Genomic DNA, 12471 nt, shown 5'->3' with positions numbered 1-12471 from the left:
TATCGAAGTGATTGAACAAGGACACGGCTTCTCAGCTGCGTGCCTGAGATCGGAATCATGATCGTGACTTGATCAGGTTCGGGTTCGGGATTCAATAGAATCCGGACCGAGAGTCCCCAGCCAAGACACCTGCTGATCCCGGCGGTCTTTTTTGTCTGTCGGTGGAACACTGAGACATGCGCGACGAAGAAGAAATCCGCGAGCAGTATGAGTTCCTGACGGAACACCTTGAAAGCGAGGAGATGAATCACGACGGCGTCGAGCAGATGTTCACCTACTACAAGCGCGCGATCGGCTGGGTACTGGAGGAAGAGCACATGTAATCTGCCTCGGACTGCGTCAGTCGGTCGCCATCGGTTTGTGTAGGAAGCAAAACATCTGCTTTCACGGCTCTCAAGACGCTTCTCGAAGCACAGGAACCGACGGGTGCCGGTCGTTGGGAGACAGTTGGATACTGCTTCCGCCCCCGGCTAGAATACGTCACAAATTCGCAGTGTGTCGTCACATTTAAGTAGTCCCAGCAGAATCTTTCTGGTGACGCTTCGCTTGGAGGGCCGAAGCGTCAGCGGGGACCAATTCAGGGCGGCAAGCGATCGCGTGACGTTTTTCCCGTCACGCGATTTGCTTTCCTGTTTACTACAGTTCTGAGCGACTGCGCTGGGTGTCGCGGGCGAGCCACAGTGTGAGTGACTCGTTTCCACCGATTCCAGTGACGACCATACCGAAGGGTGCCAAATATTCGGTTCTATAAACGACGAACCGTAAACATGAACAGAACATTATGTGTATTGCCATGCTGAATCGGTCATGGGTGTTATCATTCGAAACTCAATGAAACGACTATATTCGCTGGTAATACCCCGGTTTCGTTCGAAACAACCCGATAGCCTTATTAAAATTCGACAGTAAGTGTAGGTGGTACTTTCCCAATGTACGACCTGACAGGATTCCAGCGAGATCTGCTGTACGTCATCGCTGGCGAGGAGGAACCCCACGGACTGGCAATCAAGGAGGAACTCGAGCAGTACTACGAAAAAGAGATTCACCACGGCCGCCTCTACCCGAATCTGGACACGCTCGTCGACAAGGGCCTCGTCGAGAAGGGACACCGCGACCGGCGGACGAACTTCTACACGCTCACCCGCCGTGGCCGTCGTGAACTCGAGGCACGCCGGGACTGGGAAGGACAGTACGTCGAACTATAACGCTCGCTGTCCTCCGTCTGTACTGCCTCGCACTGGCTGTGATCGATCGGATTGCCAGACTGTTCCAAACACCGGGCTGTTACTGTCATTCGACTATTCCTCCTCACACCACTGCTCTGCTCCTTTCTCTGCTTCCTCTATCTGATCTCCCCATGCTACAGTCGCCACGGCGCTTATATGCAGTCGTGGAGAACAGCCAGCAGTGAACGAGGTCGCGTTGCAAATCGGCGATGCCCCACTTGACGAGACGGTCGTCCGGATCGCGCTTGCCGGCGCACTCGGCCTGTTCCTCGGACTCGAGCGCGAATGGTCACAGAAGTCCGCGGGCATTCGGACGTTCTCGCTGATTAGCCTGCTCGCTGCGGTCTTCACGATTCTCGTCCTCCAGACAGACATTGGGGAGGGTCTGCTCATCCTCGGCGGACTGCTCGTCATCGTTCAGGGTGTCTTACTCGCAGTGCAGGGACTGCTCGGCGACGAGGATACCGGCCTCTCCCTAACGACGTCGGTGTCGATGCTCGTCGCCTACGGTGTCGGCTCGCTCGTCGCAGCCGGCTTCATCATCGAGGGTGTTACTGTCGCCGTCCTCTCATCACTCTTGCTCGTCCTCAAACGCGAACTCCACGAGTTCGCGTGGGGACTCACCCGCGAGGAGATGCGCTCGACGACCGAGTTCGCCATCCTCGCGTTCGTCATCTATCCTCTCTTGCCGGCTGAAGCCGCACTCGACCTCGGTGCCGTGACGATCCCACTCGAGCCACAGATAATCTGGCTCATGGTCGTGGCCGTCGCCGGTATCGGAATCGTCAACTACGCGATCGTCTCCACCTACGGCGGACGCGGTATCGCCGTCACGGGCTTTTTCGGTGGTCTCGCTTCCTCGACGGCCGTCGTCGGAACGATGCTCGACCACGTCCGCCAGCGACCAGAAGCCGCCTCGTACGCCGTTGCCGCTATCTTGCTCGCGAACGCTGCCATGGCCGCCCGCAATCTGGCGATTGCGGTTGGTTTCACGATGGGTGCTGGCACCAGTGCCGGCACCGACACCGACGCAGGTGCAAACACCGGCATCCTCGTCGAGGCCATCCTTCCCCTCGGTGCTGTCATCGTGATCGCGTTTGCCGTCGCCGGCCTCACCGCTGACTGGCGCGAGTCCGGTTCGATGGAACTCGAGAGCCCCTTCTCGATGAAGAACGCGCTCGCGTTCGGTGCCGTCTTCCTCGTCGTCCTCGTCTTCGGGTCACTCGCCGAAACCTGGTTCGGCACCCTCGGCTTCTACGCGACCGCCGTCGCGAGCGGCTTCATCTCGAGTGCGGGCGCGACCACCTCCGCCGTGGTGCTTTATCGGGGCGGCCAGCTTAGCGCGCCGGAGGCAACGATCGCGATCTTGCTCGCGACCGTCTCGAGTATCGTCGTGAAGGCGATGCTGGCGGCGACGTCGACGAACAAGCGCTTCCGGAATCAGGTTGCTGCGTACAGTGCGCTCCTGTTGCTTGGTGGTGCGGCGGCAGTGCTCGTCGTGGTTGTGTAAGTGTGCTGCGACAGCAGTGCGTTGGTGCGTTGCTGGCGGCCTCCACACGAAGGGCGCAGGCTCTTGCCTGTACTTGTCCTACGACGGTCACCATGATCGGATTGCTTACCGTCGGGAAGAAGGCGATGACTGTCGGGTACCGTCGCTACGGCGTCCGGGGTGCGTTGGCGATGGGGCTCCTCACCGTCGTCGGCTACGTCCTTCTGCGCCGGGCGCTCGACAGAGCCGCAGACTCCGAGCGCGTCACGACTGCGTCACCGTCGAAACCATTCAGTCGGCCGTCGACGAACAGGGCGTCGGCGCGGTCGCCGACCCTGGCACGCTCGGGGAGGCGGTCAATCTAGAGAGTGTTGGCGACGTGATCTGAGGGACTGTGACAGGATCGATTGAGTTCGACGACGGATTGGACGCACCTCAGTAACACTGTTGTCGCCGCTACTGCCGTTGACACCGCACGTATCGCTGTGATCGCTAATACTGCTGACACTGCTTACAGCACCGAAAACGCTGCTACTGCCACAGCAGTCGTCGCGAGTGCCGATTACTCGCCGCGCAGTTCCTCGACGTGATCGATTCGCTGCTGCACTAACTCCGGCTTCCCGATATCGTGGCGCATGTGCAGCCCCTCTTCGCCGGCGACTTCGAGGGCATCCTCGGCAATTGTCTCGGCCTCAGTAATCGAATCCGCACGCCCGACCACGGCGAACGAGCGCGACGTCGTGGTATAGATGCCGTCGTCGCGTTCGTCCACGCTCGCGTAGTAGAGGAGTGCATCGCCGGCACTCTCTTCGTCAACCTGCACTTTCGCACCTGCCTCAGGATCCGTCGGGTACCCCTCCGGAACCGCGTACTTACAGACCGTCGCCTGCGGCGCGAACTCGAGTGCCGGGAGCGAGTCGCCGTCCCGTGCAGCCGTCAGAATGTCGAGGAAGTCCGTCTCGAGGACTGGAAGTGTGTTCATCGCCTCGGGGTCGCCAAAGCGGGCGTTGAACTCGATGACCTTCGGCCCCTCGCTGGTGAGCATGAACTGGCCGTACAGAATTCCACGGTAGTCCTCGAGTGCCTCCACAGTTGCCTCGATGATCGAGACGGCGTCGTCGTAGTCCGCGTCGGTCATGAACGGCAGCGCAGTGGTCGCGTCGGAGTAGCTCCCCATTCCGCCGGTGTTCGGTCCCTCGTCGCCCTCGTAGGCGCGCTTGTGGTCCTGCACGGCGGGTGCCGTTCGTACGTCGCCGTTGGCGACGAACGCCTGCACCGTGAACTCCTCGCCGATGAGGCGTTCTTCGAGGACGATGCGGTCGTAGTCGGACTCGCGAATGTACTCTTTGCCCTCCTCGGCGGTGACCTGGTCGCCGATGACTTTGACGCCCTTGCCGCCGGTGAGTCCCGCGGGCTTGATCGCCAGGTCGCCGTCGTACTCGTCGACAAAATCACATGCGGCGTCCATGTCGTCGAACGTCTCGAAGTCCGGGCAGCCCGGAATGTCGTGTTCGGCCATGAACCGGCGCTGGAAGGCTTTGTCCGTCTCGATGCGGGCTTCAGCCTCCTTCGGGCCGAAGGCGTAGATGCCGGCGGACTCGAGTTCGTCTGCGACGCCGGCCTGGAGGGGTGCTTCGGGGCCGACGACGGCGATTGTCGCGTCGACATCCTCGGCGAATTCGAGGACGGCCTTCGGGTTGGTCGTCTCGAGTGTCTCGAAGCCGTCTGCGATGCGGGCGATGCCGGGGTTTCGGTTGCCGGCGCAGGCGTAGAGGTCGGCCTCACTAGTCTCGAGCTCGCGGGCGATGGCGTGTTCGCGACCGCCGCCGCCGATCAGGAGCACGGTCTCTGACATGGTCGATATCGAAACGCACGAACTTGTAAGTGTTGCTCTTTCCACGAGCAAGAAGTACACACATTCGTGTGTATTGGCCGCGACTCCAGCCAGTGTACCGGCACTGAATGCAGGGCTATTGCTGACGCCAGACGTGTTCGACGAGTCGCGTCACACCCCACCACGAACCGCCGAGTACAGCCGCGAGACAGACGGCCAGTGCGAGCCCGGTGACCAAGCCGTCCGTCAGCTGCATCGAGCTGTATACCGCCACCCCAGCCGTGACGACAGTGACGATGCGATCCGCGTCCCACTCGAGAAGCGCGGTTCGGAGGGCGGACATCTATTTACCGCCACGTGAGCTTCGCAGTGGGTCTTTGCCTTTTCGCGCAGGGCTGTCGTTTCGGAGCACTACGCCTCACCGACCCACTCGCGTTCGAATCGCTCGCGAAATTCGAGGAGGAACGCGTGGCGCTCGGCGGCCAGTCGGCGGCCGGTGTCGGTGTTCATGTTCTCCTGGAGGTGGACGAGTTTCTCCTCAAGGTGCTCGAGTGTTGAGCCGCCAGTTTCGGCCTTCGACCACGCGACCCAGTCGGGCGACGGATCGGCGGTCCACATCGGGTTGTCGTGTGCACCACCGTAAGCGAACGCACGTGCGATTCCAACGGCACCGATCGCGTCGAGGTTGTCCGCGTCTTGAATGATGGCGGCCTCGATGGTGTCGGCACCTCGTTCGTCGCCGTGGCCGTAGTCAAAGTCGTACTCTTCGTGAACGGCGACGCAGTGGCAGACGGCCTCGATTCGCTCGGTCGGGAAGTCGACATTCTCGAGAATGTCGCGGACCGTCGGCAGCGTGTCTCGGGGATGGACGAACTCGTCGCCACCGACGACGCGGTGGAGATCATGAGTGAGCGCCGCCGCTCCGACGACGAGGCCGTCGGCTCCCTCTTTGTCGGCGAGTCGTCGTCCGAGCGAGAACACACGCCAGGCGTGATGAATGTCGTGCCCGCTGGCGTCGAGCGCCAGTTCACTGGCCATCCGATCGGCGATGGCACCGAATAGTTCTGCATCCGTCGAATTGGTCATACTCGTCCGTCACAGGTAGACTCATTGACTCTTTTGGATGCAAACGTGTGGAACTGGGCAACGACAGTTCCTGTTCCGGACAAACTGTAGCTAAAACTATGTATTCAAGTATCTAGCGTTTGTACCCCATCAGCATGGTTTCCGGTCCCCCACACTCAAAACGCGAGAACACGAGCTACGAACGCCACGGCGACATGGTTGACGACCCGTTCCGCTGGCTCGAATCGGACGACGAGGCCGTCGACGACTGGGTCGACCGACAGAACGAGTACGCCGACGACTATCTCGAGTCCCGGGAGGCTCGCGAGCAACTACGTCCGCAGTTCGAGTCGCTCGCTCGGACGACCGACTACGGGACGGTGACAGCAGCACCAACGGGGTATTTTCAGGAAGTCGAGACAGACGAGGACGACCAGGCAGTGCTGTACGTTCGGGAGTCACTCGAGTCCGAGCGCGAGGTGCTCGTCGATCCGAACGAGTTCAGCGAGGACGGAACGAAGGCGATGGGGTGGTGGACCGTCTCGCCGGACGGCGAGCGCCTCGCGTACGGCGTCGACGAGGGCGGCAACGAACTGTACGACATCGTCGTCATCGAGGTGCCCTCGAGAACCGTGATCGAGGAACTGTCGGACGTTGGCCGCGCCACTCCCCGGTCACTCGCGTGGACGCCCGACGGGTTTTACTACAGCCGTACTGGGCTGGCTGGCGAGGCCCAACTCGAGAAGACCATCCACTACCACGAACACGGTGCCGACCCCGATGGCAACGAGGACGACCTCGTCTACGAGATCGACGAGGCGTCGACGTGGCCGCTGCTCGCGACGGATCGAGATGGCGACCATCTGCTTGTCGCGCTAGTCGCCGACTGGGACCGCAGCGATCTGCTGTACGCCCCGGTTGGCGACACCGACCTGATACAGGTCATCACTGACGCCGACCACGTCTACTTGCCACTGCTCCACGAGGACGTTGCGTACCTGCAGACGGACCTCGACGCACCGTACTATCGCTTCCTTGAACTCGACCTCTCCGGTTCCGTCGACGCAGTCGATCCCAGCGAACTCCCGGAACTGATCCCCGAACGCGACGGCATCGTCACAGACGCGGCTGTCGTCGACAACCACCTGCTGGTACAGTACGAACGCGCGGCCGTCTCCGAACTCGAGTTGTTCGACCTCGCGGGCGAGCACGTGCGGTCGATTGGTCTCCCCGGAGCCGAGACGGAGACGGGGACGGGAACGGTGGCCGGCCTCGATGGCACTCCTGACGCGTCCGAGGTGTTCTTCAGCTACCAGTCGTTCGATTACCCGCCAGCCGTCTGTCGCTACGACCTTGAGGCAGACACCGTCACGGAACTCGACCAGCCTGACGTTGCACTCGAGTTCGACCTGACCGTCGAGCAGGTTCGGTACGAGTCCGCCGACGGGACCGAGATTCCGATGTTCGTCGTCCACCGCGCTGACATCGAGCGCGACGGCGACAATCCGACGCTGCTGTACGGCTACGGCGGGTTCGAAAACAGCCTGACGCCGACTTTCCGGAAATACAGGCTCGAATTCCTTCGCGAGGGTGGCGTGTACGCACACGCAAACCTCCGCGGTGGCGGCGAGTTCGGTAAGGAGTGGCACGAGGCGGCCCGCCACGAGGATAAACAGCGCACGTTCGACGACATGATCGCCGCCGCGGAGTACCTGATCGGCGAGGAGTACACGTCAAGCGAGCGCCTGGCGATTTCGGGTGGCTCGAACGGTGGGCTGACCGTCGGTGCCGCACTGACACAGCGGCCGGACCTGTTCGCAGCGGTCTGCTGTCACGTTCCGCTGCTCGACATGCTCCGATTCCACACCTTCCTGCTCGGTGCGTCCTGGACGAGTGAGTACGGGTCGCCGGACGACCCGGAGGCCTACGAGTGGATCAAGGCGTACTCGCCGTACCACAACGTCGCTGACGGGACGGACGGCTCCGGTCCCGAGTATCCGGCTGTCCTCTTCAAAACGGCCGAAGACGACACGCGCGTGCATCCGGTGCACGCCTGGAAGATGGCCGCGCGCATGCAGTCTATCGCCGCGGGTGGCCCGTTCTTCTGTAAGACCTACCGGGATACCGGCCACGGAACTGGCAAGCCGACCTGGATGGTCGTCGAGGAGCAACTCGATGTCTGGTCGTTCGTCTTCGACCAGCTTGGTGTCTCAGTTGCCGCCGAATCATCTCACCCACAAGCGTAGAACATCAGGCGTAGAATAGCGGCGGCCGTCTGTCGTCGACTTCACCAGTTTCGTGTTCGTCTTCGTCTCCCGCTCCGTTTCCGCCTTCGTTACCGTCTCTGTCTCCGTCCTCACCATCATCTATCGGTAGATCGGACCCGAGAACACTTCCATCCCCACTCGCACTCGCCAGGAGGTGATCCAGCACGTCGACAGCAGCGCCGCGGTGTAGTGGCTGGTTGTCGTTCCCGCACTGGTCGTCCATCACGCACGCAGGACAACCATCGATGCGGCCGCAGTCACAGTTTTCGATCAGATCGCGCGCACGCCTGGCGACGGCCTCGAAGTTCTCGTAGATCGCCCGCGAGAAACCGAGGCCGCCGTCGATCCCGTCGTAGATGAACCAGCCGCTCGCGGGTTTGCGCTCGAGTCCCATCGCGAGTTCTCTGACGGTCGCCTCAGCAGCGGCGATGTTCTGGGGGGCAGGGTCCTCGCCGACGCTCGTCTCGTCGTCACCGTTCTCGTCTGCTGTGGCGCTGGCCAGATGCGAGTCGATCGACAGCGTCGCTAGTCCGCCGAGGTCGCGCTTGTCGACCATCAACTCGAGTGGGGCGACGCCAATCGTCGCGTGCTCGGCGGCGTGGAGGCCACCCGCGTAGCCGAGGTGGGCGGTATCTGCGAGGTCGCTGTCCAGTTCCGGCACGGAAAAGTCGCGGTACCGCTCGACCAGTGTGGACTCGACGCGCTCTGGGACCTCGAGCCAGCACAGTTGCGTCTCCATCGAGAGCGGCGGGTTTCCGGTGGGGAGTTGCTGTGCTTGCTTTTTGCCGCCGTGGATCGCGACCTCATCGTAGGCGTCGTGGTAGACGAGCACTCGCCCGCGGCCGAAGTGGAGCGTAAAGGTCCCAATCTCGCGCGACTCCTCCGAGACGGCGTCGAGGACAGTCACGTCCGTGCGCGTCCGCGTGTGGTACGCTACGTCCGTCGGGCGCAGCGTCACCGACGGCCGCGGGGTCGTGTGATCGACCGCACAAACCTCGTACTGCTGGCCCTCGTGGAGTCTGACCGCACCCTCGTGGAAGTCCCGCAGGACGCGCTCCTCGGCGAGCGGTTCCATCTCGGGGTCGTGGCGCTCGTCGACGCCGTCGGCGAGTTCGACCGTGTACTCCTCGCCGGTCGTGGCGTACAGCGAGATCGACCGCTGCGGTCTGGGTGGGCCAGTGTAGGAGACGCCGGTTTCGAGGTGGCCGGTGAGTTTCCCTGCGCGTCGCCACATCTCGACCGCCTGCTCGAGTCGCTCGCGGTCGGCGAGTCCGCCCGCGCCGGCGTCGCTCTCATCGAGCGCGAGTTCGGCCGCCGCACAGAGCAGGTGCTGTGCGAAGACCGCGTCGTTCTCGGTGTCGACGACGGCGTCCTCGACGTCGTTCTCGAGTAGGTACTCCGAGTTGTTCACGACGTACTGGTCCAGTGTGCGGTGACCGGCGACGAGCACCGAGAGCGCACGCTTCGACCCTCGTCCCGCGCGGCCGATCTGCTGCCAGAACGACTGGCGCTGGCCGGGGTAGCCCAACTGGACGGTGGCGTCCATCTCGCCGACGTTGATCCCCAACTCGAGTGCGTTCGTCGAGGCGACGCCGTCTAGCACGCCGGTCTTGAGCTGATGTTCCGTGCCGTGGCGATTTCGCCTTGAGTGGCCCGCGTGGTAGGGCTCGATGGCGCTGCCACGGTCCGGATTCGTGTAGTATCGTGACCGGTCGCGGCGATGTTTTGCCGCGCGCTTGACCGAGAGTTCGGCGAGCTTTCGGGAGGGCGTAAACAGCAGCGTCTGGGCGTCGTGGTAGGTCAGGTGCGAGAGGAGCCGCGGTGCTTCGACGGTGGCGGGGACGCGGTCGGTGACGGCGTCTTCGGCACCGGCTCTGTCCCCGTCTTTCTCACTCGACTGCGGCGGCGGATTCCACAGCACCAGTTCCCGCGGCCCCGTTGGAGAGCCGTCCTCGTCGATCACCGTTACCTGGTCGTCGATCAGGGTACTCGAGTGCGCGCCCGGATTTCCGATCGTTGCGCTGGTGAGGATGAACTGCGGGTCGGCGTCGTAGGAGGCGAGCACGCGCTTCAGTCGGCGGATAATCCAGGCGACGTGCATGCCGTGGACGCCGGTGTAGGTGTGGGATTCGTCGATCACCACGAGGTCGCAGGCAGAGAAGAAGCGTGCCCAGCGGTCGTGGTCGTGCAGGTAGGTATTCACGCCGGCAAAGTTGGTGATGATGATGTCTGCTTCCTCGCGGATCTGGCGGCGCGTCTCGCCGCGTTCGGTGTCGCCGTCGTAGACGCGGACGGTGATGTCGAGGCCGAGGTCGTCGTAGAAGTCGTTCAGTTCGCGCTCCTGGTCGCGCGAGAGGGCTTTCGTGGGGTAGCAGATGTAGGCGGTCGGTGTGGGTCCTGACACTGCACCCGTCTTCTCGCCTCCGTTCTGTCTCCCCTTTCCCGCGCCGGTCTCTGCGGCCCGCTCGCGTGCGTCCAGATAGTGTCTCGCAATCTGGAGCGCATAGATTCGCGTCTTCCCCGAGGCGGTGCTCGTCGCGACGCAGATGTTCTTCCCACACTCGAGTGCCTCGAGCGCTTCGGCCTGATGAGCATAGAGGTCGTGTTCCAACTGCTCGGCGAGCTCCGGGCGGAGGACGTTCGAGTTCGGAACGGTCGCTGCCTCTCGGCCGGGGAGTTCGAGGACGGAGATGTCACCAGAGTCGCGAGCGCCTGCGCGCGGGAACGTCTCTCGCAACTCCTCACCAGTGATCGGGATCGCTTGCTGGTCGTCCTGGTTGCCCTGGTCGCCCTGGCCGTCCTCATCTCCCACATCTCCGCCCTCGTTCGTTGCCATTCAGAAATCACCAAGTCCGGTCTGCTCGCTGGTCGATCCACCCTTGCTGTCGGCGCGTGAGCCGCCTCCATTTGGAGACGACCCCGTCGACTCCGTTGCTCTCGCTGAGCCAGCCGACCCCACCACACCCGACGCTCGCGGTGCATCCCGAAGCCGCTCGTACACGTGCCACAGCGCCCGACAGTCGTCCTCGCAGTAGGCCTCGTGGCGGTCCCACTCGAGTACATCCGATTCGCCCGTCCGCATGAATCGCTGGTACGCCGCCGCCGTTCGCGCGCCGTCGAGGCCGGTTCCCAGGCCCTCGTAGCCGAGTTCGGCGGCGACGACGTCGAGTTCGTTCGTCCGGCCGGGGAGGAGCGCGTTGCCGGTGCCCTCACGGTCGGTCGCCCAGCGGTAGAGGTCGAACTTCGGAACCGACTCCCAGTCGTCGGTATACTCGGGGCAGTGGCGGGCGACGAACGCACCCAGATGCCGGTAGTCGAATCCCCAGCCGTTCCAGGTGAGTAGCGCCCGATTCAGGTGAACGCCGAGCAGCCAGTCGCAGAACTCCCGAACGACCGATTCCCGGTCGGTGGGGTCATCGCGCTCGACGAACGCTCGGTGAGTGTCCGATTCGGGATCGTAGACCCCGATCTGCCAGATGATCGTCGGCGAGAGCCCGTCGGTTTCGATGTCGAGACACAGCGGCGGCCGCCCCCACGCTTCGCCGGGGAGTGGCTCGTCCGTGAGTCGGCGCGGCTCGCCCGACTCGAGTACCCGCGCGTGGTCGTGCATTCTGCGCGCGCTCTTTGCCCCGATGCCCTCGATATCCGCGAGCGCCGCAACGGACAGGTCGAGTAGCCCCGCCCGAGTCGTCACTCCCTGCGATTCGAGGCGGTTCGCTGTCTTCTGGCCGACTCCGGTGATCGCTTCGAGTCCGAAATCGCCCGGTGCGTAGGCTGCAGTCGAGACGGCACCGTCGGCGCTGTACTCGAGCGCCACCACGGATTCCGCGCCGCCGTAGCCGTCGACGGGACCGGCTCCCCGGACGCGGACCGCAACGGCGTCGTCAGCGACTGGCTCGGCGGAACGCAGCGGATCGTGCGCGACGGTTCGAACGGCTCCCGTCCCGGCGTCGAGGTGCCACCGTTCGTCGTAGCCGGCGGGCAGCCCGCCGGTTAGCACGGTCGTCTCCTGGCCCGCCGGGAGCGCCGCCGCGAGTTCGCCCGCGTGATCGAGGGTCGTCTCGAGTGCGGTGGGCCGCGTCGTGGTCGTGATCTGGTCGCAGATGAGGGCGTCGGCACTCGGTGGTTCAGTTTTGCTCCCGTCATCATTCCCGTTACCGTCCCTGTCGCTGTCGCCGTCAGCAGCACTGTTCCCAACACCAGCAGCAGTATCAGCACCAGAATTAGCACCAACATTAGCACTAGCACCAGAATCAGCACCAGCAACCGCACCAAGCGCCCGCGAATGCTGCGCCACAACGAACTCGAGTTCGTCACCAATCCTGTGCCGGGGAAGCGTCCCACCGTCGGCCGTCTCGAGCGGCGGGTGAATCACCGGCACGTCCATGATGTGGCGAGCGCGGGCTGCCGCCGTCGGCTCGCGAGCGTATCCGAACAGCCAGACCGCATCCGGCTTGATCGTCGCGGCGATATCCTCGAGCGTCGCAACCGATCGCTCGAGTACCGTGGTCGGCGGGAGGGCGAGTACTCGAGTACCGGTGGGACCTGCCATGGTGTCGTCGTAGTCGGTGGCAGGGACGCGGGGCTAAA

The 12471-nt window shown here is 63.3% G+C and carries 10 protein-coding genes; 5 read left to right on the top strand and 5 right to left on the bottom strand.

Annotation, left to right across the window (positions count from 1 at the left end; translation table 11 throughout):
* Positions 1-176 precede the first annotated feature (176 nt).
* The 4 genes from C482_RS21885 (at position 177) to C482_RS16405 (ending at position 3080) form a co-directional block, all read left to right on the top strand.
* Positions 177-323 (top strand): hypothetical protein, encoded by a 147-nt coding sequence (locus tag C482_RS21885; RefSeq protein WP_006168875.1) that lies wholly within the window; start codon positions 177-179, stop codon positions 321-323.
* Positions 324-929: 606 nt separating this feature from the next.
* Positions 930-1205 carry a PadR family transcriptional regulator gene (locus tag C482_RS16415; protein ID WP_006168874.1) on the top strand — a complete coding sequence of 92 codons (276 nt, stop codon included), beginning with the start codon at positions 930-932 and terminating at the stop codon, positions 1203-1205.
* A gap of 202 nt (positions 1206-1407) precedes the next feature.
* Positions 1408-2736, top strand: a complete 1329-nt coding sequence (locus C482_RS16410) for an MgtC/SapB family protein (protein ID WP_006168873.1) — start codon at positions 1408-1410, stop codon at positions 2734-2736.
* A 92-nt stretch (positions 2737-2828) separates the two neighbouring features.
* Positions 2829-3080 carry a hypothetical protein gene (locus tag C482_RS16405; RefSeq protein WP_006168872.1) on the top strand — a complete coding sequence of 84 codons (252 nt, stop codon included), beginning with the start codon at positions 2829-2831 and terminating at the stop codon, positions 3078-3080.
* Positions 3081-3277: 197 nt separating this feature from the next.
* Here C482_RS16405 and purD read toward each other — a convergent pair whose 3' ends face one another.
* The 3 genes from purD to C482_RS16390 form a co-directional block, all read right to left on the bottom strand.
* Positions 3278-4570: a phosphoribosylamine--glycine ligase gene (gene purD, locus C482_RS16400; RefSeq protein ID WP_006168871.1), complete on the bottom strand. Its 1293-nt coding sequence runs from the start codon at positions 4568-4570 to the stop codon at positions 3278-3280.
* A 115-nt stretch (positions 4571-4685) separates the two neighbouring features.
* Positions 4686-4892 (bottom strand): hypothetical protein, encoded by a 207-nt coding sequence (locus C482_RS16395; RefSeq protein ID WP_006168870.1) that lies wholly within the window; start codon positions 4890-4892, stop codon positions 4686-4688.
* 68 nt (positions 4893-4960) lie between these two features.
* Complete coding sequence (locus C482_RS16390; RefSeq protein WP_006168869.1) at positions 4961-5635, bottom strand: HD domain-containing protein; 675 nt, start codon at positions 5633-5635, stop codon at positions 4961-4963.
* 134 nt (positions 5636-5769) lie between these two features.
* Between C482_RS16390 and C482_RS16385 the strand changes: the two genes are divergently transcribed.
* Positions 5770-7860, top strand: coding sequence for a prolyl oligopeptidase family serine peptidase (locus C482_RS16385; RefSeq protein WP_006168868.1), 2091 nt, complete (start codon positions 5770-5772; stop codon positions 7858-7860).
* 4 nt (positions 7861-7864) lie between these two features.
* Here the strand turns inward: C482_RS16385 and C482_RS16380 are convergent, their stop codons facing one another.
* Entirely contained in the window at positions 7865-10717 is a 2853-nt protein-coding gene (locus C482_RS16380; RefSeq protein WP_006168867.1) for a DEAD/DEAH box helicase, read from the bottom strand.
* Positions 10718-12433 carry a ribonuclease H-like domain-containing protein gene (locus tag C482_RS16375; protein ID WP_006168866.1) on the bottom strand — a complete coding sequence of 572 codons (1716 nt, stop codon included), beginning with the start codon at positions 12431-12433 and terminating at the stop codon, positions 10718-10720.
* Positions 12434-12471 lie beyond the last annotated feature (38 nt).

It is taken from the genome of Natrialba chahannaoensis JCM 10990 (assembly GCF_000337135.1).
GTDB classification, from domain to species: Archaea; Halobacteriota; Halobacteria; order Halobacteriales; family Natrialbaceae; genus Natrialba; species Natrialba chahannaoensis.
This window is presented reverse-complemented; position numbering and strand designations above follow the sequence as displayed.